At 70.5% G+C, this 23354-nt stretch carries 29 protein-coding genes; 7 read left to right on the forward strand and 22 right to left on the reverse strand.

What is annotated here, in order from left to right; genetic code table 11:
* Nucleotides 1–486, reverse strand: a 486-nt coding sequence (locus tag VJS38_RS07770) for an ABC transporter transmembrane domain-containing protein (RefSeq protein WP_324087578.1), incomplete at its 3' end; no start/stop codon positions are given.
* A 118-nt stretch (nt 487–604) separates the two neighbouring features.
* Here VJS38_RS07770 and rpmE point away from each other — a divergent pair.
* Complete coding sequence (gene rpmE / locus VJS38_RS07775; protein ID WP_324087579.1) at nt 605–829, forward strand: 50S ribosomal protein L31; 225 nt, start codon at nt 605–607, stop codon at nt 827–829.
* Between the two features lie 100 nt (nt 830–929).
* Here the strand turns inward: rpmE and VJS38_RS07780 are convergent, their stop codons facing one another.
* From VJS38_RS07780 to VJS38_RS07830, 11 genes are all read right to left on the reverse strand, one after another.
* Nucleotides 930–1655 (reverse strand): MBL fold metallo-hydrolase, encoded by a 726-nt coding sequence (locus tag VJS38_RS07780; protein WP_324087580.1) that lies wholly within the window; start codon nt 1653–1655, stop codon nt 930–932.
* A gap of 80 nt (nt 1656–1735) precedes the next feature.
* The gene (locus tag VJS38_RS07785) at nt 1736–2677 is read right to left on the reverse strand and encodes a bifunctional riboflavin kinase/FAD synthetase (RefSeq protein WP_324087581.1); all 942 of its coding nucleotides are present in this window, start codon (nt 2675–2677) and stop codon (nt 1736–1738) included.
* Nucleotides 2674–3096 (reverse strand): MaoC family dehydratase, encoded by a 423-nt coding sequence (locus VJS38_RS07790; RefSeq protein WP_324087582.1) that lies wholly within the window; start codon nt 3094–3096, stop codon nt 2674–2676. The genes VJS38_RS07785 and VJS38_RS07790 overlap by 4 nt, the downstream gene beginning before the upstream one ends.
* Before the next feature lie 52 nt (nt 3097–3148).
* Nucleotides 3149–4012 (reverse strand): TIGR01459 family HAD-type hydrolase, encoded by an 864-nt coding sequence (locus VJS38_RS07795; protein WP_324087583.1) that lies wholly within the window; start codon nt 4010–4012, stop codon nt 3149–3151.
* Between the two features lie 38 nt (nt 4013–4050).
* Entirely contained in the window at nt 4051–5316 is a 1266-nt protein-coding gene (locus VJS38_RS07800) for an EAL domain-containing protein (protein ID WP_324087605.1), read from the reverse strand.
* Between the two features lie 140 nt (nt 5317–5456).
* Nucleotides 5457–5885, reverse strand: coding sequence for a glyoxalase/bleomycin resistance/extradiol dioxygenase family protein (locus VJS38_RS07805; protein WP_324087584.1), 429 nt, complete (start codon nt 5883–5885; stop codon nt 5457–5459).
* Between the two features lie 32 nt (nt 5886–5917).
* Nucleotides 5918–7195, reverse strand: a complete 1278-nt coding sequence (locus VJS38_RS07810; protein WP_324087585.1) for an RNA polymerase sigma factor — start codon at nt 7193–7195, stop codon at nt 5918–5920.
* A complete protein-coding gene (locus VJS38_RS07815) occupies nt 7192–7587 on the reverse strand; it encodes a YciI family protein (RefSeq protein ID WP_324087586.1) in 396 nt (131 codons plus the stop codon). Before VJS38_RS07815 ends, VJS38_RS07810 begins: the two co-directional genes overlap by 4 nt.
* A gap of 100 nt (nt 7588–7687) precedes the next feature.
* Nucleotides 7688–8566: a 3-hydroxybutyryl-CoA dehydrogenase gene (locus tag VJS38_RS07820; protein WP_324087587.1), complete on the reverse strand. Its 879-nt coding sequence runs from the start codon at nt 8564–8566 to the stop codon at nt 7688–7690.
* A gap of 256 nt (nt 8567–8822) precedes the next feature.
* Nucleotides 8823–9755, reverse strand: a complete 933-nt coding sequence (locus tag VJS38_RS07825) for an electron transfer flavoprotein subunit alpha/FixB family protein (RefSeq protein WP_324087588.1) — start codon at nt 9753–9755, stop codon at nt 8823–8825.
* A complete protein-coding gene (locus tag VJS38_RS07830; RefSeq protein WP_324087589.1) occupies nt 9755–10507 on the reverse strand; it encodes an electron transfer flavoprotein subunit beta/FixA family protein in 753 nt (250 codons plus the stop codon). Before VJS38_RS07830 ends, VJS38_RS07825 begins: the two co-directional genes overlap by 1 nt.
* A 158-nt stretch (nt 10508–10665) precedes the next feature.
* Between VJS38_RS07830 and VJS38_RS07835 the strand changes: the two genes are divergently transcribed.
* A complete protein-coding gene (locus tag VJS38_RS07835; RefSeq protein WP_324087590.1) occupies nt 10666–10911 on the forward strand; it encodes a hypothetical protein in 246 nt (81 codons plus the stop codon).
* A 32-nt stretch (nt 10912–10943) separates the two neighbouring features.
* Here VJS38_RS07835 and VJS38_RS07840 read toward each other — a convergent pair whose 3' ends face one another.
* Together VJS38_RS07840 and VJS38_RS07845 are read right to left on the reverse strand one after the other, a co-directional pair.
* Nucleotides 10944–11519: a cob(I)yrinic acid a,c-diamide adenosyltransferase gene (locus tag VJS38_RS07840; protein ID WP_324087591.1), complete on the reverse strand. Its 576-nt coding sequence runs from the start codon at nt 11517–11519 to the stop codon at nt 10944–10946.
* 18 nt (nt 11520–11537) lie between these two features.
* The gene (locus VJS38_RS07845; protein WP_324087592.1) at nt 11538–11735 is read right to left on the reverse strand and encodes a twin transmembrane helix small protein; all 198 of its coding nucleotides are present in this window, start codon (nt 11733–11735) and stop codon (nt 11538–11540) included.
* Nucleotides 11736–12081: 346 nt separating this feature from the next.
* Between VJS38_RS07845 and VJS38_RS07850 the strand changes: the two genes are divergently transcribed.
* Together VJS38_RS07850 and VJS38_RS07855 are read left to right on the forward strand one after the other, a co-directional pair.
* On the forward strand, nt 12082–12732 hold the full coding sequence (locus VJS38_RS07850) for a TetR/AcrR family transcriptional regulator (RefSeq protein WP_414692421.1): 651 nt from the start codon (nt 12082–12084) through the stop codon (nt 12730–12732).
* A gap of 54 nt (nt 12733–12786) precedes the next feature.
* Nucleotides 12787–13347: a TetR/AcrR family transcriptional regulator gene (locus VJS38_RS07855; RefSeq protein ID WP_324087594.1), complete on the forward strand. Its 561-nt coding sequence runs from the start codon at nt 12787–12789 to the stop codon at nt 13345–13347.
* Here VJS38_RS07855 and VJS38_RS07860 read toward each other — a convergent pair.
* From VJS38_RS07860 to VJS38_RS07890, 7 genes are all read right to left on the reverse strand, one after another.
* On the reverse strand, nt 13325–14308 hold the full coding sequence (locus VJS38_RS07860) for a D-alanyl-D-alanine carboxypeptidase family protein (RefSeq protein WP_324087595.1): 984 nt from the start codon (nt 14306–14308) through the stop codon (nt 13325–13327). The genes VJS38_RS07855 and VJS38_RS07860 overlap by 23 nt on opposite strands.
* Nucleotides 14309–14347: 39 nt before the next feature.
* Nucleotides 14348–15445: an aromatic ring-hydroxylating dioxygenase subunit alpha gene (locus VJS38_RS07865; protein WP_324087596.1), complete on the reverse strand. Its 1098-nt coding sequence runs from the start codon at nt 15443–15445 to the stop codon at nt 14348–14350.
* A 129-nt stretch (nt 15446–15574) separates the two neighbouring features.
* A complete protein-coding gene (locus tag VJS38_RS07870; protein WP_324087606.1) occupies nt 15575–17191 on the reverse strand; it encodes an alpha-amylase family glycosyl hydrolase in 1617 nt (538 codons plus the stop codon).
* Nucleotides 17191–17814, reverse strand: coding sequence for an ATP-dependent Clp protease proteolytic subunit (locus VJS38_RS07875; protein ID WP_324087597.1), 624 nt, complete (start codon nt 17812–17814; stop codon nt 17191–17193). The genes VJS38_RS07870 and VJS38_RS07875 overlap by 1 nt, the downstream gene beginning before the upstream one ends.
* 141 nt (nt 17815–17955) lie before the next feature.
* Complete coding sequence (locus VJS38_RS07880; protein ID WP_324087598.1) at nt 17956–19128, reverse strand: aminotransferase; 1173 nt, start codon at nt 19126–19128, stop codon at nt 17956–17958.
* A gap of 98 nt (nt 19129–19226) precedes the next feature.
* On the reverse strand, nt 19227–19394 hold the full coding sequence (locus VJS38_RS07885; protein WP_324087599.1) for a hypothetical protein: 168 nt from the start codon (nt 19392–19394) through the stop codon (nt 19227–19229).
* A 95-nt stretch (nt 19395–19489) separates the two neighbouring features.
* Complete coding sequence (locus VJS38_RS07890) at nt 19490–20551, reverse strand: response regulator (protein ID WP_324087600.1); 1062 nt, start codon at nt 20549–20551, stop codon at nt 19490–19492.
* A gap of 170 nt (nt 20552–20721) precedes the next feature.
* On the opposite strand from VJS38_RS07890, the gene ruvC reads away from it, so the two are divergent.
* Nucleotides 20722–21228, forward strand: coding sequence for a crossover junction endodeoxyribonuclease RuvC (gene ruvC / locus VJS38_RS07895; RefSeq protein WP_324087601.1), 507 nt, complete (start codon nt 20722–20724; stop codon nt 21226–21228).
* 7 nt (nt 21229–21235) lie between these two features.
* On the opposite strand, the gene VJS38_RS07900 is transcribed toward ruvC, so the two are convergent.
* A complete protein-coding gene (locus tag VJS38_RS07900) occupies nt 21236–21571 on the reverse strand; it encodes a hypothetical protein (RefSeq protein WP_324087602.1) in 336 nt (111 codons plus the stop codon).
* Nucleotides 21572–21726: 155 nt separating this feature from the next.
* Here VJS38_RS07900 and ruvA point away from each other — a divergent pair, with 155 nt between their 5' ends.
* Complete coding sequence (gene ruvA, locus VJS38_RS07905; RefSeq protein WP_324087603.1) at nt 21727–22347, forward strand: Holliday junction branch migration protein RuvA; 621 nt, start codon at nt 21727–21729, stop codon at nt 22345–22347.
* 13 nt (nt 22348–22360) lie between these two features.
* A partial coding sequence (ruvB, locus tag VJS38_RS07910; protein ID WP_324087604.1) for a Holliday junction branch migration DNA helicase RuvB occupies nt 22361–23354 on the forward strand: 994 nt, incomplete at its 3' end.

A 23354-nucleotide genomic window follows, 5' to 3' on the forward strand; every position in this document is an offset into this window, starting at 1 on the left:
GATGTCGGTGGTGAGCCGGGACAGCACCTCGCCGGTGCGGGTGTGCAGGAAGAAGGCCGGGTCGAGCGTCAGGATCCGTCCGTAGACCACCTTGCGCAGGTCGGCGACCACCCGCTCGCCGAGCTTGGTGATGAAGAAGTAGCGGCCGGCGGTGGCGAGCGCCAGCGCCAGGGCGACGGCGCCCAGCAAAAGGAAGGCGGAGTTCAGGCCCGCGGCCTTGACGTGGGTGCGGTCGATCAGCACCCGCACCGCGCCCGAGAGGCCCAGGGTCGCGCTGGTCGAGACCAGCAGGAAGAGGGCCGAGAGCGTGGCGTCGCCCCAGTGGGCGGCGACGAAGGGGCTCAGCCTGCGCAGCGCGCCGACGTTGCGGCTCTTCGCCCGCCGCCCGGCCGCCTCGTCCAGCGTCTGGGCCAGCGCCTGGCCTGCGCTCGGCCGCCCCCCCGCCGCGTCCGCCACGTCGGCGGCGAGGGCCGAATCTTCGCTCATACGCGTCACACCTTGCGTTTCGGCCGGGCTTTCGGGTATAGGCCCGGCTTCCTTTTCGTGGCCGTCCCCGCGGGCGGCCGTTCACTTTGGCCGCTCCTTTACGTCAGGCGCCCGCGCGATGAAACAAGACACCCACCCGGACTATCACTTCATCACCGTAGTGATGACGGACGGCACCACCTACAAGACCCGTTCGACCTACGGCCAGGAAGGCGCGACGCTCAACCTGGACATCGACCCGAAGACCCATCCGGCGTGGACGGGCGGCGGCCACCAGCTGATCGACCGCGGCGGCCGCGTGTCGCGCTTCAACGCCAAGTTCGGCGCCTTCACCCGCAAGTAAGCGGTTCGAAACGGCAGAGTTCGCGAACGCCGCGAGGGGAGACCTTCGCGGCGTTTCTTGTTCCTGCTCCTCCCCTGCATAACTGCGCAGGAGAGGAGCGTCAGGCCAATTCTCGCGCCTCGCGCTCGCAGAAGCTCGCCAGGCCCTCCAGCGCCGCGGCGCCGTCGCCGCGCAGCGACGAGCCGTGCATGATCGCCAGCGTCGCGGGCTTCAGCTCGGCGAGGCCGCGCAGGATCGCCGCCGTGCCCGGCGCCAGCGTCATCGCCCGGAACATCCGCTCGGCCTCCAGCGCGGGCCCGAGCACGTCGTCGTCGGTCAGCGGCGGGCCGTCGCCGACGTGGGTCAGCAGGTCGCCGCAGAACAGGGTCTTCGTCGTCTCCTCGAAGAAGACGCCGGCCTCCCAGCCGTGCGGCACGTGCGGGGTGGTGATCCAGCGCATCCGCCGCCCGCCGATGTCGAGCACCTCGCCCTCCGCCAGCGGCCGGGGCGGCCGGTCGGCGTAGTCGTTGATCGAGACCTCGCAGCCCAGCGCCCCGTGGACCACCTGCGCCTGGGGCGCGGCGGCCAGCCACTGGTTCATCGCCCCGCACTCGTCGGCCTCGACGTGGCCGAAGCCGATCCACCGCAGGCGTTCGACCGGCATCACGCGGCCCACGGCCTCGGCCAGCAACGGGAACAGCCGCCGCTGGCCGCAGTGGAAGAGCATCGGCTCCTCGCCGTCGATCAGGAACTGGTTGAAGGTGAAGCCCGCGGGCGGCGCCACCTGGGCCACCCAGGTCGACAGCCGATAGACGCCTGCCGCGATCTCGCTGATCTGGGTCTGCATCTGAGGTCCTCCGCAGACGCCAGAAAGCGCTCAGGCGCGCCTGGTGGCAAGCGCGGCCCAGCGCTCAATCCTGGCGGGCCTCAGGCGTTCAGCAGCTTCCGCGCCGCCTCGGCGTCGGCCATCACCTGCCGGGTCATGATCTCCAGGTCCGGGAACTTCTCCTCCGGGCGCAGGAAGGCGATCAGGTCGGTCTCGATGAACTGGTCGTAGAGGTCCTCGTCGAAATCGAACAGCCAGACCTCCAGCACCGGCTGGGTCACGCCCTCGATCGTCGGGTTGACGCCGATGTTGGCGACGCCGGCGATGCGGCGGCCGTCCTGCAGCCGGGTGCGGGTGGCGTAGACGCCGAAGCGCGGCACGACGTAGCCCGCGATCGAGACGTTGGCGGTCGGAAAGCCCAGCTTGCGGCCGAGCTGGCGCCCGCGCTGCACCTCGCCCTCGATGGCGAAGGGCCGGCCGAGGATCTCGGCGGCCTCCTGCGGGCGGCCCTCGCGCAGGGCCTCGCGGACCCGGGTCGAGGAGAACTTGGCCCCCTCCTCGCCGGTCACGGCGGGGGCGACCGAGACGCCGAAGCCGAATTCCCGGCCATAGGCCTGCATCGCCTCAGGCGTTCCGCTGCGGTTCTTGCCGAAGGTGTTGTCGAAGCCGACGGCGATGTGCCGCGCGCCCAGGCCCCTGGCCAGCACCCGCTCGGCGAACTCGCGGTCGCTCATCTCCGCGAGTTCGGGGTCGAGCGGCAGGACGTAGAGCACCTCGACGCCCAGCGCCTCCAGCGCCCGCGCCTGCTGATCGCGCTTCTGCAGCTCGAAGGCCGGCTCGTGGGGGCGGAAATAGGCCCGCGGGTGCGGGTCGAAGGTGATGACGGCGAGCGGCGCGCCGAGCGCGCGGGCGGCCTCCGCGGCCAGGGCGATCACCTTCTGGTGGCCGAGGTGCACGCCGTCGAAGCTGCCGACCGCGATCGCCGCGCCCTGGTCGGAGGCGGGCAGGTCCTTCCAGCCGCGGACGACGCGCAGACGCTTCACTTCGGCCGCCTCGGGATCATCACCAGCGCCTCGCCGTCGACCACGGTCTTGCCGTTCACCTCGCAGGCGGTGGCGAGGACGGCGTGGGCGCGCTGCGGGATGAGCGTCTTGATGGTCACCCGCGCGGTCACCGGGTCGCCCAGGCGGATCGGGCGGCGGAAGCGCAGGCTTTGGGTCAGGAAGACGGCGCCGGGGCCCGGCATCTTGACGCCGATCACGGCGGAGATGTAGGCCGCCGCCAGCGCGCCGTGGGCGATCCGCCCGCCGAAGCTGGTGGTCCGGGCGTAGGCCTCGTCGAGATGGACCGGATTGACGTCGCCGGACACCTCCGCGAACGCCTCCACCACCGCGGCGCTGGCGACGCGGGTCATCTCGGCGCTCTGGCCCTCGGTGAGATCCTCGAAATATAGCCCCTGCACCCTGGCGGTTCCTCCGTCGTCCCAAGCCTCACATAGGCGCGACCGGAAATCCCTACCAGACGAGATCGGTCATCGCCCAGCGCGCGTGCAGGCCTTCCTGGCGCAGCAGGTCGGCGACCACCTCCGGCCTCAGCCCCGCCGGACCCACCGCCTCGGCGCCGTGGACGCCGTTGGCGATGAACAGGACGTCGAGGTCCTGGGCGTTGGCGCCGCGGATGTCGGTGGGCAGGCCGTCGCCGACGCAGAGCACGCGCGAGCGGTCGAGCGGCTTGTCCAGCCGGTGCGCGGCCTCCGTCAGCGCCAGGTCGTAGATCGCCGGATAGGGCTTGCCGGCCATCAGCACCTTGCCGCCGAGGCTCTGGTAGAGCTGGGCGAGCGCGCCTGCGCAGTAGATCAGGGTGTCGCCGCGCCGGACGACGATGTCGGGGTTGGCGCAGATGAACTCCAGGCCGCCGGCCACGGCCCCCGCGAAGCCTTCGCGGTAGTCCTCCGGCTGGTCGGTCTCGTCGTCGAACGGGCCGGTGCAGCTGATGAAGGCGGCGCGGTCGAGCTCGGCCTCCTGCAGGGGGATGTCGTGATAGAGCGGCCAGTCGCGCTCGGGGCCGATCTTGTACACCGGGCCGGGGACGCGCTGGGTCAGGAGCTCACGCGCCACGTCGCCGGACGTGACCACCCGCGACCAGGCCTCGCGCGGCACGCCGAGGCTGTCCAGCTGGTCCAGGATCGGCCCGTGGGGGCGCGGCGCATTGGTGATCAGCACCACGGGCCCGCGCTCCGCCTTGAAGCGCGCCATCGCCTCGCAGGCGCCACGGAAGCTCTCGCGCCCGTTGTGCACCACGCCCCAGACGTCGCAGAGCAGGACATCGTAACGGTCGGCGATCTCGGACAGGCCCTTGGCCAGGGAAGGCGCGCTCATGGCCGCGGGCGGTAGCGAGCGGGGAACGCCCGGTCAACCTAATAGACCCCGCCCATCCTCCGATCTCCCCGGCCGAGGCTCGGCGCGGGCGGGGAGCCGGTCTCGGCGAGGACGGAGTCGCGGATCGCCCGCGGCTCGCCGAACAGGTGGCCCTGGCCGAAGGGAAGCTCCAGCTCCAGGATGTCGACCACCTGGCGCTCGTTCTCGACCTTCTCGGCGATCAGTTGCATGCCATAGCGGCGGGTGAGGGCGGCGAAGTCCTCGGCCGCGAGGTCCGGCATCGAGCGCAGCACCATCCGCCCCTCCAGCTCGATCAGCTGGTCGAGCAGCATCTGGGCGCCGACCTTGACGAAGCTGACGTCGGCGCGGGCGAAGTCCTGCAGGTCGAAGTCGAGGTTGGTGACCTTGTCGATCGAGAAGCGGAAGCCGAGGTTGGCCAGCCGGCCCATGTTGCGGCTCTCGACCGGGCCGCGCGCCTCGAAGGCGGCCTGGCCCAGCTCGAACACCAGGGCCCCGGCGAGGTCGCGATTTGCCGCCAGCAGCTCCAGGAACTGGGGGAAGAACTCCTGGTCGCCCAGGCTGGCCATCGAGATGTTGCAGAAGATGCCGATCCGACGGTCCTGCTTGGCCAGGCGCCGGACGATCTGCACGCACCGGAACAGCAGCAGGTTGTCGATCGCCGTCACCAGGCCGCCGGGCTCGGCGACGCTCAGGTACTCGGTCGGCATCAGAACCCGGCCGGTCTCGTCGCGCAGGCGGGTGAAGCTCTCGTAGTAGACCGTCTTGCGCTGCGGCAGGGCGACGACCGGCTGCAGGTAGAGGTCGACGCGGTTCTCGGCCAGGGCGTCGCGGACGGTGTCCACCAGGGTCGCGGCCTGCCGCTGAGCGGAGTTGTGGCCCATGCGGCCGAAAAAGGCGGGCGCAGGCTCGGGCGTGGCAGGCGGGCGCGCCTGCAGCCGCTGCACCAGCCGCTCCAGCATCTCGACCTCGCCGGTCAGGGCCTCGCCGCGGGTGAGGTCGTCGGCGACGGTCTCGGCCATCTCGCCCACGCGGGCGTCCAGCCGCTCGACCTGGTCGAGCAGCAGGCGGTGGGCCTCGCGCAGGGAATCGAGGTCCGAGCGCATCGCGCCATGCTCGAGGGCGCGCTCGATCAGCCCGTGGAAGGCGAAGCAGAGGCCCAGGCCGCCGACCAGGGCGGCCACGCCCGCGCCCCACCCGCCGCCGTTGCGCCACAGGGAGAGCGCGACGATCAGCGAGAGGCAAAGATAGGCGCCGCAGAGCAGCGCAAGGGTGAGCCGTCGCATCATCCCGCCATCCGAATCGAGCGGAAGTATCGGACGACGAGTCGGTTGGTGTCGAATGGATTAACGAATATGCGCGTCTCAGTCCCCAGGACTGTCATCCTGGGCATCCGCCGCGCGGATTGCGGGATGACACCGCGAGGTTACGCCCCCTGGTTCATCGCCCAGTCGACGCCGTAGGGGTCCTTCAGCTGGCCGTAAAGGTCGCCCCAGAACATCTTCTGCACCGGCAGGGTGGCGGTGCAGCCGGCGTCGACGGCGCGCTGGAAACGCTTTTCGATGTCGGTGACCATCAGCGCCAGGCTGAAGCCCTGGTGCGGGACCTTCGGCTGGCCGTGGTCGGGGTAGAAGTCGGCGAGCATCAGCGAGGCGCCGTTGATGTAGAGGTGCACGTGCATGGTCCGGCCCTGCTCGTCCGGCGCATGCATGGCGGCGATCTCGGCGCCGAACGCCTTCTCGTAGAACCGCGCCGCGGCGATGGCGCCGTCGACCTGCAGATAGGCGACCAGGCCGCACTTCGGCGCGGCCATGGCGGGGACGGTCGGCGCCGCCTGGGCTTCGCTGCTGGACATTTCGGATCTCCCTTCGGTCGGTGGTGACCGTCTCAAGGACGTGCGGCGGCCGGCGGCGCCGACACGGCCCGCGGACAATCTCTCGCCAACCGGTCGAGGTGCTGGCGGATGTGGTTGGCTTCCGCCGCGGTGTTGGCCAGAGCGATCGCGCGGTCGAAAGAGGTGCGCGCCTCGGCCGCCCGGCCGAGCTGCAGCAGCAGCGCCCCGCGCGTGCCGTGGAAGTGGAAGTAGCCGTCCAGACGCTCGGCGAGCGGCTCGATCATCGCCAGCGCCGTGGCCGGCCCGTCGGCCTTCGAGAGCGCGGCGGCGCGGTTGAGGGTGATCACCGGCGACGGCGCGAGGAGCTCCAGCGTCGCATAGAGCCGCTCGATGCCGCGCCAGTCGGTGTCCTCGAAGCGCCCGGCGCGGGCGTGCAGGGCGGCGATCGCGGCCTGGACCTGGTAGGCGCCTGGCGCGCGGTGGCGGATCGCCTTGTCGATCAGCGCCAGCCCCTCGGCGATCAGCTTGCCGTCCCACAGGCGGCGGTCCTGGTCCTCAAGCAGCACCACCTGGCCCTCGGCGTCGAAGCGGGCGCCCGCGCGGGCGTGCTGCAGCAGCATCAGCGCGGTCAGGCCCATGATCTCCGGCTCGGTCGGGAACAGCCGCAGCAGCAGGCGGGCCAGGCGGATCGCCTCGCCGCAGAGCTCGGCGCGGGCCTCGCCGTCGCCGGCGGAATAGCCCTCGTTGAACACCAGGTAGACCATGGCCGCGACCACCCCCAGCCGCTCGGACCGCTGGACGGCGTCGGGCGCCTCGAACGGAACCTCCGCCTTGGCGATGCGCGCCTTGGCCCGGGTGATCCGCTGCTCCATCGCCGCCTCGCTGACCAGGAAGGCGCGGGCGATCTGCTTGACGGAGAGCCCGGAGACGATGCGCAGGGCCAGCGCGATCTGCTGGGTGGCCGGCAGCTCCGGGTGGCCGCAGACGAAGAGCAGGCGAAGGACGTCGTCGCGATAGTGCGAGCCGTCCAGCCGCTCGGCCAGCGGCGCCTCGACGTCGTCCAGGTCGGAAAGGACCTCCTCGTCCGGCAGGGCCGCGTCGCGGGCGCGCTTGCGCACCCCGTCGAGGGCGGCGTTGCGGCCGACCAGGATCAGCCAGGCGGCGGGATCGCGGGGCGGGCCGTTGCGCGGCCAGCTCCTGAGCGCCCGCAGCGAGGCCTCCTGGAAGGCCTCCTCAGCGGTGTCGAGGTCGCGGAAGTAGCGCAGCAGGGCGCCGACGGCCTGGGGCCTCGCCGCGACCAGCGCCGCGTTGATCCAGGCCAGGTCGGTCATGCCCGCACGCGCTCCGCCTGGGCGGCCTCGCGCTCCTCGCCGTGGTAGAGCCCGACCGGGCGGATCTCGTAGCTGCTGCCGGGATTGGCGGCGCTGATCTCGGCCACGATCGCCAGAGCCTCGTCGAGGTCGGCGACGTCGATGATGTAGAAGCCGAGCAACTGCTCCTTGGTCTCGGCGAACGGTCCGTCGATCACCAGCGGCTCGCCGCCGCTCTTGCGGAAGGTGGTGGCCGCGGTGGTGGGCAGGAGCCGAAGCGAGGGGCCGAGCTTGCCCTGCTTGATCAGCTTCTCGCGCACCACGTCGATCTTCGCCATCACGGCGGCGTCCTGGTCTTTCGTCCAGGTATAGACCACGTCTTCGTCGTTGTAGCAGAGCACGGCATAGAGCATGGAAAGTCTCTCGGTTGCGTTCGAAGGACGCCCGAGTATGCGCCGGCCCGACAGGGGGGCGTCAAAGAATCTTCCCTCCCTAAAACGGGAGGGAAACGGGTCACCGCGTCGGGACCGGGGCTTCGCCGCGATAGTCGTAGAAGCCACGGCCGGCCTTGCGGCCGAGCCAGCCGGCCTCGACGTATTTCACCAGCAGCGGGCATGGGCGGTACTTGGAATCCGCCAGGCCTTCGTAGAGCACGTTCATGATCGCCAGCACGGTGTCGAGGCCGATGAAGTCGCCGAGCTCCAGCGGGCCCATCGGGTGGTTGGCGCCCAGCCGCATGGCGTTGTCGATCGCCTCGACGGTGCCGACCCCTTCATAGAGCGTGTAGATCGCCTCGTTGATCATCGGCACCAGGATCCGGTTGACGATGAAGGCCGGGAAGTCCTCCGCGTTGGCGGTGGTCTTGCCGAGCGACCTGGCGAACTCGACCGCGGTCTCATAGGTGCCCGCGTCGGTGGCGATGCCGCGGATGATCTCCACCAGCTTCATCACCGGCACCGGGTTCATGAAGTGCAGGCCGATGAACTTCTCCGGCCGGTCGGTCGCCGAGGCGAGGCGGGTGATGGAGATCGAGGAAGTATTCGAGGCCAGGAGCGTAGTCTCGGAGAGATGCGGCGTGAGGGCCTTGAAGATGGTCTTCTTGACGCCCTCGTCCTCGGTGGCGGCCTCGATCGCCAGGTCGGACTTGCCCACCGCCTGCAGTTCCCGCGCCGGTTTGATGCGCTGCAGGGCGGCCACCATGTCGTCGTGGGCGATGGTCCCGCGTCCGACCTGGCGGCTCATGTTGTGCTCGACGCTCTGCAGGCCGGCGTCGATGCGGTCGCTGCTGACGTCGTGCAACAGCACGTCATAGCCGGCGAGCGCACAGACGTGGGCGATGCCAGCCCCCATCTGGCCGGCGCCGATGATTCCAACGGTCTTGATGTTAGCCATGCCTTACAGGCCCCGTTTCCGCGGACCTGCGCCCGCTTGTCTTGTCGTGACTTTCTAACACTCGTTAGAGCTTGTGGGGAAAGCCTTTTGCTGCGGCGCAACGTGGATGGGCGCCGCAGTACGCGCAAGGCTTGTGGTAACCTTGACGTGGCAATTTTCGGCTGTGGGGCCGCGGGCAGCGGCGGCCGCAAATGAAAAACGCCTGCGCGGCGGGACCGCGCAGGCGTCTTGGCCAGGGTTGGCGTGTTCGCCGGTCTTAGCCGAGCGCAGACATCAGCTCGGGGACGGCGGTCTTGTAGTCGGCGACCAGGCCATAGTCGGCGACCTGGAAGATCGGCGCGTCCGGATCCTTGTTGATCGCCACGATCACCTTGGAATCCTTCATGCCGGCCAGGTGCTGGATGGCGCCGGAGATGCCGACCGCCACATAGAGCTCCGGGGCCACGACCTTGCCGGTCTGGCCGACCTGGTAGTCGTTCGGCGCATAGCCGGCGTCGACGGCGGCGCGGCTGGCGCCCACCGCGGCGCCCAGCCTGTCGGCGAGCGGCTCGATCACCCGCTGGAACTCTTCCGCCGAGCCCAGCGCGCGGCCGCCGGAAACGACGATCTTGGCGCCGGCCAGCTCCGGACGGGCCGACTTCACCAGCTCCTGGCCGACGAACCGGGTCTTGGCCGGGGCGGCCGGGGCGGCGATCGTCTCGACCGCGGCCGAGCCGCCGTCGGCGGCGGCCTTGAAGGCGGTCGGGCGGACGGTGACGACCTTCTTGGCCTCGGCGGACTGCACCGTCTCCAGCGCATTGCCGGCGTAGATCGGGCGCACGAAGGTCGAGGCGTCGACCACCTCGATGATGTCGGAGATCTGCGACACGTCGAGCTTGGCGGCGATGCGCGGCGACAGGTTCTTGCCCTGGGCCGTGGCCGGCGTCAGCAGCGCGTCGTAGGATGCCATGAGCGGCGTGACCAGGGCCTCGAAGGCCTCGGCCAGGCCCTGGCCCAGCTCGGCGCTCTCGGCCAGCAGCACCTTGCGCACGCCGCTGATCTTGGCGGCGGCGTCGGCCGCGGCCTTGGCCCCTTGGCCCGCGACCAGCACGTCGACGTCGCCCGAAACCGCCAGGGCGGCGGTGACGGTCTTGTTCGTCGAGTCCTTCAGCGAGGCGTTGTCGTGATCGGCGATGACGAGAACGGCCATTAGAGCACCCCCGCTTCGTTCTTCAGCTTCTGGACCAGGTCGGCGGCGCTTTCCACCTTCACCCCGCCGGCGCGCTTCGGCGGCTCGGTGACCTTCAGCACCTTCAGGCGCGGGGCGACATCGGCGCCCAGCGCGGCCAGCTCCTTGACGTCGAGCGGCTTCTTCTTCGCCTTCATGATGTTGGGCAGGCTGGCGTAGCGCGGCTCGTTCAGGCGCAGGTCGACGGTGATCACCGCCGGCAGGTCGACTTCCAGCGTCTGCAGGCCGCCGTCCACCTCCCGCGTCACCTTGGCCTTGCCGCCGGCGACCTCGATGGACGAGGCGAAGGTCGCCTGCGGCCAGTCGAGCAGGGCCGACAGCATCTGTCCGACGGCGTTGTTGTCGCCGTCGATCGCCTGCTTGCCGATGATCACGACCTCGGGGTTCTCCTCGGCGACCACGGCCTTCAGCACCTTGGCCACGGCCAGCGGCTCGAGGTCGGCGCTCTCGGCGTTCACCAGGATGGCGCGGTCGGCGCCCATCGCCAGCGCCGTGCGCAGGGTCTCCTGCGCCTGCGTCGGGCCGACGGAGACGGCGACGATCTCGCCGACGACGCCCTTCTCCTTGAGGCGCACGGCCTCCTCGACGGAGATTTCGTCGAACGGATTCATCGACATCTTGACGTTGGCGAGATCGACGCCCGACTGGTCGGCCTTCACCCGCGCCTTCACGTTGTAGTCAATCACCCGCTTGACCGGGACCAACACCTTCATGGTCGACTAGGCCTCGTAAGTTGCTATGCGGAAATTCGGTCTCGGCGGGCAATAACGGTTCCGGCGCGCATTGCAAGCCAGGTAAGTTAGGGCGGGCGGCGATTCCGCCAGGGCGCTGCGACTAGCTCCAAACCGCGCGGACGACTAAGTACGGGGCCATGAACCGGACGCTCGAGCGGCTCAAGCTCATTTTCCTCGCGGCCTTCGCGGTGCTCACCGTCGGCATGATGATCTGGCAGGTCGGCTGGATCTGGCCGCGGCAGAACTGCGAGAAGGCGCACAAGTGGTGGGACGGCTCCCAGCGCGTCTGCGCCCAGCCGGTGCTCGTTTCCGACATCACCGGCCGGGTGATCGCCGACCCGCAGGCCCGGGCGGAGGCGCTGAAGGCCCTGGGGCGGAAATAGTTCCCTTCCCCCACCCTTGATGGGAAGGGACGTCAGCGCGTCGCGCCGGCCTCCCAGAACACCTCCGCCTGGCCGCGGTCGTTGGCCCAGCGGGCGGCGACGAACAGGAAGTCGGACAGGCGGTTCAGGTAGCGCAGCGCGGGCTGGCTGACCGGGGCGCCGCTCTCGACCAGCCGCACGGCCTCGCGCTCGGCCCGGCGGCAGACCGTGCGCGCCAGGTGCAGGGCGACCGCGGCCGGCGCGCCGGCCGGCAGGATGAAGGTCTTCAGCGCCGGCAGCTGGTCGTTCATCGCGTCGATCTCGCGCTCGAGCCGCGCGACCTGGCTCCCCACGATGCGCAGCGCCTGGCCCTCGGCCTCGTCGGGCTTGGGCGGGGCGGCCAGGTCGGCGCCCAGGTCGAACAGCTCGTTCTGGATGCGACCAAGCATCGCATCCAGCTCGGCGTCGGCGCCGGTGTGCAGCCGCGCCATGCCGACGCAGGCGTTGGTTTCGTCGACTGCGCCGTAGGCCTCGACCCGGCCGTCCGACTTCGAGACCGGCTCGCCCGTGGCCAGCCGGGTGCGGCCGGCGTCGCCGGTGCGGGTGTAGATGCGATTGAGCGTGACCATGGGCTTGAAATTACTCGCCTAGTGGGTCGTGCGCCACCAGACGGCGCCCATCAGGACGGCGATGGCGATCGCTTGCGCCACCACCCGCAGCCGCATCAGCTTGTTGGAATAGGAGCGGCCGAACTCGCCGCCGCGGAAGAGGGCGTAGATCCCGAGCGCGAGCACGATGGAGACGCCGATCAGGGCCGCGGGGATCAGGTAGCTGAAGATGTCCATGAACCCAATTTAGGTCTTTCTTCAGTTGCCGGCCACAACCGATAGCCGTATTCGGCCGCCGCTCAGCGCTCGTTGAGCGTGTTCATCGAGTTCAACTCGCAGAACCTGATCGTTCCGTATGCTGTCGTTTGACGGCCACAATTTCGGGCGACGGAATCGGCGGCGCGTGGCGTGAGCATGTTCAGTGAGCGGATCCCGCGCCTCTTCGGCCGCGCTCCGGTTTTCCGGGCGGACCGAGGGGAGCGAGCCGGCCAAAAGCGGCCTTAGCGCCGCCCAGGTCTGGAGCGAGCGTATGCGTAGTGATCAGGAAGGGCGCGGCTATGGCGCTCACGAAGGTTCAGAAGTGATGAAACACGTTACGCCGACCGAGGTGACCAGCGACGCGCGCGTCAAGGGGCCGACCCGCCGCGCGCTGGCCAAGCTGCAGACCCGGAACAAGGTGCTGGCCGCGGCCCGCAAGCTGTTCAGCGAACATGGGTATGAAGGCGCGACGATCCGCGACATCGCTGCGGCCGCCGGGATGTCGACGGGGGCGGTGTTCGCCAATTTCGCCGACAAGTCCGACCTGTTCCGCGACATCATGCTGTCGGATACGGCCAAGCTGAACGGCGAAATGCGCGAGGCCGTCGCCCGCGCGCGCGGCGTCGAGGACGCCATCCTGAAGGTCTTCGCCGCCGGCTACGCCTTCTACAAGTCGCAGATGCCGCTGGCGCGGGCCGCCTTCAGCATCTCCTGGTCGCCGCAGGAGGGCGAGGGGTTCCGCAAGCTCGAGCCGCTGGCCGAGGTTCAGCAGATCATCCTCGAACAGCTGACGCTCGGGGTGGAGCGCGGCGAGCTCAGCCAGGAGGCCGAGGTGAAGCTTCGCGCCCAGATGCTGTGGGACGCCTATCTCGCCAACTATCGCTACGCCATCTTCGAGGGCTGGAGCTCCGAGGCGCTGCAGGCCCGCGCCCGCGACCAGGTCCGCGTCATCCTCGCCGGCGCCCGGCGGGGGTAGAGCTTGAACGGGGCGGGGCTTCGTCAGTCTCAGAAGGCGGCGACGCGCCAGCGCGTGCTCGCCGCCGCCCGCGAGCTTTTCGCCAGCCAGGGCTATGAGGCCGCCACCGTCCGTCAGATCGCCAATCTCGCCGGCGTCTCGGTCGGCAGCGTCTTCACGTCCTTCGCCTCCAAGGCGGACATCCTCAGCGAGGTGATGAAGGACCGGCTCGAGGGGCTCTACGCCGAGCTCAACGGGGTGATCCCGCACCTGCGCGGCTCGACCGCCGACCGTCTGCGGTCGATGTTCGCCATCCACTTCGCCTTCGAGCACCGCCACGTCCAGCTGTTCCTCGCCCACCTGGCGGCGGCCTACGACTGGACCCTCGGTCCGGGGGCCACGCCGTATGGCCGCAACCTGCGGCTGCAGGAATTGCTGATCGACTGCCTGGCCCGCGGCGTGGCCGAGGGCGACGTCGATCCGGCGACGGACCTGCGCGGCGTGGTGGACCTGCTGTTGGCGGTCTATGCCTGGACCTACCGCCTCGCCGCCTGGGAAAACTCCAGCGCCGAGAAGATGATCGCCGCCATGGACCGGCAGATCGGCTTGATCGCTAAGGGCTTCGCGCCGCGGTGACGACGCCGGCCCCGCCGCCCGCGGGAAGCCTGGGCTTTTCGCCGGTCCATTCCCAGTGCCAGGGCTCGAACGGATAGTTGACGAAGCCGAAGCGGTCGGCGTTGGCGACCAGCCAGCGGTAGGTTGGGCTGTCGGCCATCATCAGCCGGTTCGCGTCGGCGCTGGAATCGGCGGTGAAGCCCGGCGCGTGGCCGAGGTAGAGGTCCATCGCCAGGCCCGTGCGGTGCGGCGAGCAGGTGGCGCGCTCGCGGCCGTTGCAGTTGTTCTCGGCGGCGCAACGCTCGGCGTCGTAGCCCGGGCTGCGGTAGCCGGAGAAGATCTTCAGTAGGTCGGGGTCGGCGGCCAGCGCCGGCTCCTCGGCGCGCGCGGCCGCCACCATCCGGCGATAGGCGGCGAAGGCGCCGGGGCGCAGCAGGATCGGCTTGTCGCCCAGCACCTCGTCGGGCCGGCCGAGCGTCAGGCTCGCCTCCTGGGCGGGCTCGGCGCAGACGCCTTGCGCAGCCAGCAGCACGAACGGGCGCCGGCCCTGCACCTCGCCCTTCAGCCGCAGGAAGGTGACCTGGCTGATCAGGCCGTCGGCCTGGACGCCCTGGCGCTTCTGCCATTCGGCCAGCGCGCGGGCGAAGCCGGTGGACGTCGGCGGGCAGTCGACGCCGATCTCGCGGGCGATCAGCGGGGCATAGATCCGCCAGCCCACTTCGTCGCGGCCGAACGGCGCCCAGGGCAGGGCCTTTAGAGAGCTGGCGTTGACCCGGGCGGCGTGCTCCCATCCCTTGGCGGCGCACTCGCGGGAAAGCGGGCGGCGCGGCGGGATCGCGGCGACCTCGGGCTGACCCAGCCTCGCCGGATGCGGCGGCGTCGACGAGCAGCCGGTCACCCTGAGCGCCACGAGACTCAGCAGCGCCGCGGTGACCACGACGCCCCAGAGCACCCGAGACAGGTATGAATGCCTTGGGTCCACCTTCGCCTCAACGCAGCGCGGTGAAGGCCCTGACGCGACCTAGCTGCGCCAGCGCAGGGTAACAGGCTCGACCGGATTGACGAAGGCGCGACCCTCGCGGCGGCTGGCCGTCCACTCGCGCTTCAGCTGCTGGTACCACTTGGCCTGGCGGTCGGCGTCGTCGACCCACAGCAGCGACGGGTCGTACTTCAGCCCCTCGTTCTGCAGGTTCACCATCTCGCCGTCCTGGCGCAGGAAGGCGCGCGCGCCACGGGCGATCAGCGGCTTCAGGAAGACGAAGGCCGGGTGGTCGGACCAGATGATCTGGGTGATGCGCGTGCGGGTCTCGGTGACCGGCGTCAGGCAGGTCAGCGACAGCACCTGGCGGGCGCCGACCGTCACGTGTTCCCAGCGCAGGCCGGGCAGGCGGAAAGTGATCTCGGTCAGCGGCTCGCCGCCCAGGACGGCGTAGGCGCGGGAGTTCTTCGACGGCTCGTGGCGCACCATGGCGAAGCCTGCCTCACGCGGCTCGAAGCGCTTGGCCTTCTCGTGCTGGCTGCGGGCCGAGCGCCACCACCACTGCTGGTGCACATAGGGCCCGTGCGCCGGGTCCATCAGCCCCACCACCGCATGGTCGATGTGGGCCTCGAAGCTCATCCGGTCGACCAGCTTGGGCGGCCCGCCGACGACGCCAGGGAAGGTCGGCGGCGGCCCGTCCGGCTCGGCGTCGCGCCGCGCCTCGCCGGCGAGCCAGACGAACACCAGGCCCTGGCTCTCGGCGACTGGATAGCGCCTGACGCGGATGCGGCCGACGTCCATCGCCTGGTCGTCGACGAGGCTGGGGATGGCGGTGCAGCCGCCGTCCGCGCCGAACCGCCAGCCGTGGTAGGGGCACTCGACGCTGGAGCGTCCGTCCGGCTCGGCGGTGAAGCGGCCGGCGGAGAGCGGGGCGGCTCGGTGCGGGCAGATGTCGCGCAGAGCGAAGAGTTCCCCCTTCGGCGACCGGCCCAGGAGCACCGGCTCGCCGAGGATCTCGTAACGCGCCAGCCGGCCGGGCTTCAGCTCGCTGGAGAGCGCGGCGAAGTACCAGACGTCGGTCAGGAACCCCTGGCCGAATCGCGTCTCGCTGCGGCTGGTCTTGGCGTCGCCTTCGGCCATCGTGATCCCCGCTCGTCCCCGCGAAAGCGGGGATCCAGGCGTTTTGCGTTCTAGCCGGGTAAGCTGAAAGCTACAGGACTTCGATCAAAAAAACCTGCTCCCGCCCCCGTGGGGACGAGCGGTTCGGCGTCACGGCCTCAAGGCCACGAACGCCGCGGCCCAGGGCGCCAGGCCCAGGGAGCCGCCGCGCAGGTCGGCGTCCGCCGCGCGCAAGGGATGCAGCGCGCCGCCCGCCACCGCCGGCAGCTCGATGAAGCGCGGCTCGCCGCCCAGGTTGAAGATGCAGGCCACGGCCTCCTCGCCGTCGCGGCGGATGAAGGCCAGCACCGGGTCGGGGGTGTCGAGGAAGGTCAGGTCGCCGAAGGTCAGGGCGGGCGAGGCCTTGCGCAGGGCGATCATCTGCCGGGCGAAGGTGAGGTTGGAGTCCGGGTCGGCCTCCTGGTCGACGACGGTGAGCCTGCGGTGTTCGGTCGCCGCCGGCAACCAGGGCTCGTACTCGCTGAAGCCCAGGTTGGCGAGCTCCCCGTCCCACGGCATCGGCGTGCGGCAGCCGTCGCGGCCGCCGTCATAGGGCCAGTAGAGGTCGCCGACCGGATCGCGCAGCTGGCTGCGGGCAAGCTTCGCCTGCGGCAGGCCCAGCTCCTCGCCCTGGTAGATCAGGGTGGTGCCTTTCAGGCTGAGCAGCAGGGCGAACAGCAGCTTGGCGAGGTCGGCCGGCGGATCGGGTCCGCCGAAGCGGGTGACCGTGCGCGGCACGTCGTGGTTCGAGAACGAGATGGTCGGCCAGTGCGCCGGATAGCGGGCCAGGGTCTCGTAATGCGCGCGCACGAAGGCCGGCGTCAGCTGGTCCTGCAAGAGGAGGACGAAGGTGTAGGCCGAGTGCAGCCCCTCCTCTGGCGAAAGGTAGGCGCCGCAGCGTTCCTCCTCCTCGGCGAACTCGCCGAAGACGAAACGCTCGCCGTGCGCCGCCACGCGCTCGCGGATCACCGCCATGAGGGCGCGGTTCTCTTCCAGGTTGGAGTCGTTCAGGTGGCGCTGCAGGTTCCCCGCATGGGCCCAGTGCGCGGCGGTGCGGTCCTTGGGCGGCACGACCGGATTGTCGGCCAGGCTCGCGTCGTGGAGATAGGCGCCGGCGACGTCGAGCCGGAAGCCGTCGACGCCCTTCGCCAGCCAGTGGTCGAGCACCGACAAGGCCGCTTCCCGCGCCGCCGGGGCGCGCCAGTTGAGCTTCGGCTGCTGGCGCAGAAACTTGTGGTGATAGTGCTGGCGCCGTGTCGGCTGGTAGGCCCAGGCAGGTCCCCCGAACACCGAGAGCCAGTTGTTGGGCGCGGTCCCGTCGGGCGCCGGATCGGCCCAGACGTACCAGTCGGCCTTCGGCCCATCGGGGCCGCCGGTCAGGCTTTCCACGAACCAGGGATGCTCGTCGGAGGTGTGGGCCAGCACCTCGTCGAGCACCACCTTCAGGCCCCGCTCGTGGGCGGCGGCCAGAAGCTCGTCGAAATCCGCCAGCGTCCCGTAATCGGCCTGGACGCCCGTAAAGTCGGCGACGTCATAGCCCCAGTCGCGGTTGGGGGAGGGGTGGATCGGCGAGAGCCAGATCCCGTCGACCCCCAGGCCCTGGATGTAGTCCAGCTTGGCCATGACGCCCGCAAGGTCGCCATGGCCGTCGCCGTCACTGTCGAAGAAGCTGCGGACGTAGACGTGGTAGAGGACCGCTCCGCGCCACCACGGCCACGGCCGCTCCATCACACGTCGGCGGTGTTCTTGATGATCCGCGAGACCAGGCCGTAGGCGACGGCCTCCTCGGCGTTCATCCAGAAGTTCCGGCGGGTGTCCTGGTTGATCTTCTCGATCGTCTGGCCGGTTTCCTCGGAGATCATCCGGTTCACCCGGTCACGCATCTTGAGGATTTCGTGCGCCTCGATCTCGATGTCCGAGGCCTGGCCGCGCGCGCCGCCGGCAGGCTGGTGCAGCAGGAAGCGGGTGTTGGGCAGGCACAGCCGGTTCTCCTTGGTCGCGCCCAGGAAGATGTGCGCGCCCGCGCTGGCCACCCAGCCGGTGCCGATCACCTTCACGGTCGGACCGCAGAAACGGATCATGTCGTGGATGGTGTCGCCGCTCTCCACGTGGCCGCCGGGCGAGTTGATGATCACCCGGATCGGATCGTTGCTCTCGGCGGCCAGCGCCGTCAGCTGGGCGGTGACCCGCTCGGCCAGCCGCATGTCGATCTCGCCGAACACCAGGACGGTCCGCGACTTGAAGAGCGCGTTCTGGACTGGGCCCGCGGTCATCGGCATGTCGGGCTGACGGCCCTTTTCGTCGTCGTCGCCGTCGTCCTCGTCCAGCCAGGCCGTCGTCCACTTCGTCATGGGATCTCCTCAGGCGCCCGCCGGCGGGCCGCCGCAGCTAGAAATGCTCCCCTAGCAGTTATTGGTCCCCGCGGCGTCCGGCAAGCGGGGAGCGGCGAGAAAGAGCGGCCGGCGTCCTCGCCATCCCAACGGAGGTGAGGATCAGAGTGCATCCCTCCGGCTCAGTTCGCGCGCCTTCGCCAGCCGCACGACCGCCTCGTCCAGCACCGCGTCGGACTTCGCGAAGCACAGCCGCAGGACGGTCGTCACCGGATCGTCCTCGTAGAGCGCCGAGACCGGGATCGAGGCGACGCCGGCCTCCTTGACGGCGCGCAGCGCGAAGGCGCGGTCGGGCTCGTCGACGCCGGAGGCCGGCAGGTCGAGGTTGAGGAAATAGGTCCCCTGGCCCGGCAGCACCGCAAAGCCTTCGCGCGCCAGCCCCGCGGCCAGGCGCTCGCGGGACCTGGCCAGCGACTGCGGCATCTCGGCGAACCAGTCGCGGCCGGTCTCCAGGCCGAAGGCCACCGCCGCCTGCAGGTTGGGCGCGGTGGTGAAGGTCAGGAACTGATGGACGCGGGCTAGCGTGCGGCTCAGCGCAGGGGCCGCGCAAAGGAAGCCCACCTTCCAGCCGGTCAGGCCGAACATCTTGCCGGCCGAACCGATCTTCACCGTGCGCTCGCGCATGCCCGGGAAGGCCATCAGCGGGCGGTGCCGCGCCCCGCCGAACACCACCTGCTCCCAGACCTCGTCGCAGATCGCGGTGACGTCGTGGCGGACGCAGAGCTCGGCGAGCAGGGCGAGGTCCTCCTCGGGCGCCACCAGCCCCGCCGGGTTGAGCGGGTTGTTCAGCACCACGAAGCGGGTGCGCGGGCCGAACGCCGCCTCCAGCATCGTCCGGTCGAAGCGCCAGTGCGGCGGCGAAAGGCTTACCAGCCTGGGCCGGCCGCCGGCGCGGCGGATCAGCGGCAGGTAGGCGTCATAGACCGGCTGGAAGACGACGACCTCGTCGCCCGGTTCGATCAGCCCGAGGAACGCCGCCGCCAGCGCCTCGGTGGCGCCGGAGGTGACGACCACCTCGCCCGCCCAGTCGAGGTCCAGGTCCTGGGTGCGTCGGTAGTGGCCGGCGACCGCCTGGCGCAATTCGGGCAGGCCCAGCATCGGCGGATACTGGTTGTAGCCGTCGAGCACGGCCTCGGCGGCCTTGGCGCGGATCTCCCGCGGGCCCGGATCGTCCGGAAAGCCCTGGCCGAGGTTCAGCGCGCCCAGCTCGCGCGCCAGGCCCGACATTTCCTCGAAGACGGTGGTCGGCAGGTTGGAGAAGATCGCGTCGGCCATGGCGAAAGGCTTTGCATCGCACGGTCCTGGCGTCCAGCGCGCCGGCAGGTTCGCTCCAGCGCTCCATCCAAATGCAGGCGAACTTCAGATCCAGCACACTAGCGAAGCATCGCCCGCATCATTGCGATGATCACGACGGCGACCGCCACCACGACCGCCCCGATCCAGAAGGCGATCACGCCTTGGCTGTGGTCGTAACGCCAGCGCCGCAGGCCCGTGCGGAGGCGTCCGCGGGAACGCTTTGCGGGACGGCTGACCCAGGGCATCGGCGTCCCTCCACGACGCCTCCATGAAACGACGGCGCAGGCGCGAAAGATGCCCCTATGCGCGGGATCTCAGGGGCGCTGGCATCCAGGTGACACTAGGCAACCGCGCTCAAGTCGTCGGCCTCGCGGCACATCGCGCCGGCCAGCGCGGTCAGCAGCGCCTTGGCCGTCACCGGCTTCAACATGAAGAGGTCGGCGCCGGCCTCCAGCGCGCGGCCGCCGGCCTCGACATCGGGGGCGATGGCGAGGATCGGCGTGCGCCGGGTCTTGGCCTGCCGCTCGGTGCGGCGGATGGCGCGGATTCCGGCGATCGACTCCGAGGTGGCGACATTGACCAGGATCAGGTCGACCGCACTGGATTCGGCGGCGAGCGCGGCCTGCAGGCCGGTGGCGACCTCGGCCAGGTCGATGGGGGTGTCGGCGGCGTCCAGCACGGCGCGGATGGCCAGGCGGTTCTCGGCGTCGTCGTCGGCGGACAGCACCCGCAGCACCTCGCGCGGGGCGCGGCTGCGGCGGTCCTCGTGCTCCAGCGCCAGGATCAGCAGGGTCTCCAGGGCGCCGGCCGCGCCCTCCACCAGCTCGATCACCGGCTTCAGCTCCGGCGTGACGCAGACCCGGGTGAGCACGCCGGAGGCCCGCAGCACGCCCTGCAGCGGCGCACGCACCTCGTGGCCCAGGTGGGCGAGCTGGGCCGCCGCGTGCTGGGCCCGGGCCACCGAGTCCTGCAGCTTCAGCATGTTGATCTCGAGCGCCCGGCCCTCGTCCTGCGGGCGCCGGCGGCGGACCTGCATCTCGGCCCGGGCGTAGGCGAGCTCGATGTCGATCGGCCGCGTGATGCAGTCGTTCGCGCCCAGCTCGAGCGCCTCGACCGCTTCCTCGTCCGCCGCCAGGTCGGTGACGACCAGGATCGGCAGCTCGGTGCGGCTGCGGACCTGGCGCATCAGCCGCAGCAGCTCGAAGCTCTCCACCTCCGGCCCCTGGCAGTCGACCAGCGCCAGGTCGAATGGGATCATGCCGATCAGCGACATCGCCTTGGCGGCCTCCGCGGTCTCCATGACCTCGTAGCCGATCCGCGTGAACCTGCGGCGCAGCAGGACGCGATCGGCCTCGTGGTCGCAGACGAGCAGCAGCCGGATCGGCGAGACGGGCTTCGCCATGGTCATCCTCTTGGGTCCCGATGCGCCGGTTGCGCGCGAGAGAACCCGCCAGCTTTACCGTGAACAGCCTTAAGGCCCGGTGCATGCGGCGCGGATAATTCCGTGGGGGCCGGCGCCGTCCACCTTTCGTCAAGCATTTGGCCGCCCCATGGGGCATGCTTCCGGAACGTATGCCGAACACTGCGATTCGCCCTGTCCGCATCCTGGGGCTGGACCCCGGCCTGCGCCGCACCGGCTGGGGCGTGGTGGCGGTGTCAGGGGCGCGCGTCGCCCACGTCGCCCACGGCGTGGTCGCGCCGAAGGACAGCCTGCCGTTCGCCGAGCGGCTGCTCGCCCTGTTCGAAGGCCTGGCCGAGGTGATCGCCGCCCATGCGCCGGACGAGGCCGCGGTCGAGGAGACCTTCGTCAACACCAACGCCGCCTCGACCCTGAAGCTCGGCCACGCCCGCGCCTGCTGCCTGATCGCGCCGGCCCGCGCCGGCCTGCCGGTCGCGGAGTACGCCGCGACCGTGGTCAAGAAGGCGGTGGTGGGCACCGGCGCCGCCGAGAAGGACCAGGTCGGCTTCATGATCCGCCGGCTCCTGCCGACCGCGGGCGAGACCACGGCCGACGCCGCCGACGCGCTCGCCGTCGCCATCGCCCATGCCCATCACCGCAGCGCCCGCGCCTACGCCTGAGCCGGACTCACTGCGGATGCGGACCCGGACCCCCGTGGCCGCCCCCGTGGCGCCCGCCTTGCGGCGGCCCGTGATGGAAGCCCATGAAGCCGCCGTGGCCGTGCACGCCGTGGAATCCTTGGGGGTGGTCGTGGCGGAAGTGGCCTGCCTCGTCGCGCACCCAGGGCCCGTGGTGGCCGTGGCGGTAGTAGTAGAGATTATCGCGGCCCCAGTAGCCGTCGTAGAAGGGGCCATAGAAGTCGTCGTAGTAGGCGACCCCGCCGCCGCCGTAGCCATAGCCGTCGTAGGTTTCGCATCCGGCGAGGACCAGGGCCGCCGCAGCCGCCAGCATGATCCGTTTCATCCTTCACCTCACGTGACGAGGAACAGCCGGACGCGGCTTCGGTTGCCGGCTGCGCGGCGGCGTCCTCGGCGATTGATCGCTGAGCGGCCGGCGGGCTATCTCAAGGAACAGATGTCGAACGTGATTCCCTTTCCTTCTCGCCTGGAGCGTTGCGCATGATCGGCCGGCTGCGCGGGGTGGTCGCCGAGGTCGGCGAGGAGGAGGCGCTGATCGACGTGGTCGGCGTCGGCTATGTCGTCCGCTGCGGCGCGCGCACGCTCGGCCGCCTGCCGGCGATCGGCGAGGAGGCCCTGCTGCACGTCGAGACCCAGTGGGCGGAGCAGACCGGGATCACCCTCTACGGGTTCCTGACCCGCGACGACCGCCGCGCCTATCTGGCGCTGCGGACCATCCAGGGCGTCGGGCCGAAAGCGGCGCTTTCGGTGCTCGACGTGCTGCCGCCGGGCGAGCTCGCCTCGGCCGTCGCGCGCGAGGACAAGGCCGCGGTCGCCCGCGCCCAGGGCGTGGGGCCCAAGCTCGCCCAGCGCATCGTCACCGAGTTGAAGGGCAAGCCGCTGACCGACCTCACCGCCGCCTCGTTCCAGCCGCTGTCGCCGACGCTGGCCGCCGAGCCGGCCAAGGCCTCGGTCGCCGGCGAGGCGGTCGCCGCTCTGCTGGGCCTGGGCGTCGCCGAGCCGCAGGCCCGCCGCGTCGTCGAGCAGGCGGTGGTGCGCCTGGGCGAAGACGCCGAGCCGCCAGCGCTGATCAAGGCGGCGTTGCAGGAGCTGGGCAGGTGAGCGGAAGGCATAGATGACCCGCATCGTCTCCGGCGAAGCCCAGCCGTTCGAGGGGCACGACAAGGCGCTCCGGCCGCAGGTCCTGGCCGAGTTCGTCGGCCAGGAGCCGCTGAAGGCCAACCTCAAGGTCTTCATCGCGGGCGCCCGCGCGCGGGGCGAGGCGCTCGACCATGTGCTGCTGTTCGGCCCGCCCGGGCTCGGCAAGACGACGCTGGCGCAGATCGTCGCGCGCGAGCTGGGCGTGAACTTCCGCGCCACCTCCGGACCGGTGCTGGCCAAGGCCGGCGATCTGGCGGCGATCCTGACGAACCTCGAGCCGAACGACGTCCTGTTCATCGACGAGATCCACCGCCTGGCCGCCAATGTCGAGGAGATCCTCTATCCGGCGATGGAGGACCATGTGCTGGACCTGGTGATCGGCGAGGGGCCCTCGGCGCGCTCGATCCGCATCGACCTTGCGCCCTTCACCCTGGTCGCGGCGACCACCCGGGCGGGCCTCCTGGCGACGCCCTTGCGCGACCGCTTCGGCATCCCGCTCCGGCTCGAGTTCTACACCCACGACGAACTCGCCTGGGTGCTGAAGGGCGCGGCCGGCAAGATGGGGCTGGCGCTGGCCCGCGGCTGGATCGCGGGGGGATTGCCGCCGGCAAGCCTCGTACTGGTCGATCCGTTCGCCGGCGAGACCGCGAGGGCGTTCGCTGAGCAGCATGGTGTGCGCCTGCTCAAGCGCATCGACAATGTGCTGACGCATGTGCTGGTGCTGGCGGTGAAACCGCAATCGATGGCCGAGGCACTGCAGGAGGTGCGGTCCGCCGTGGGCAAGCACACGCTGGTGGTCTCCATCGCGGCCGGCATTTCGCTCAAGACACTGAGCGCCGGGCTCGACGCCGCGCGCGTGGTGCGCTGCATGCCCAACACGCCGGCGCAGGTCGGCAAGGGCATCACCGGCGCGGTCGGGCTCAATATCTCCGCTGCCGATCGTGGCGTGGTCGACGCGCTGCTCGGCG

The sequence above is a fragment of the Phenylobacterium sp. genome, assembly GCF_035276905.1.
Taxonomy (GTDB): Bacteria; Pseudomonadota; Alphaproteobacteria; order Caulobacterales; family Caulobacteraceae; genus Phenylobacterium.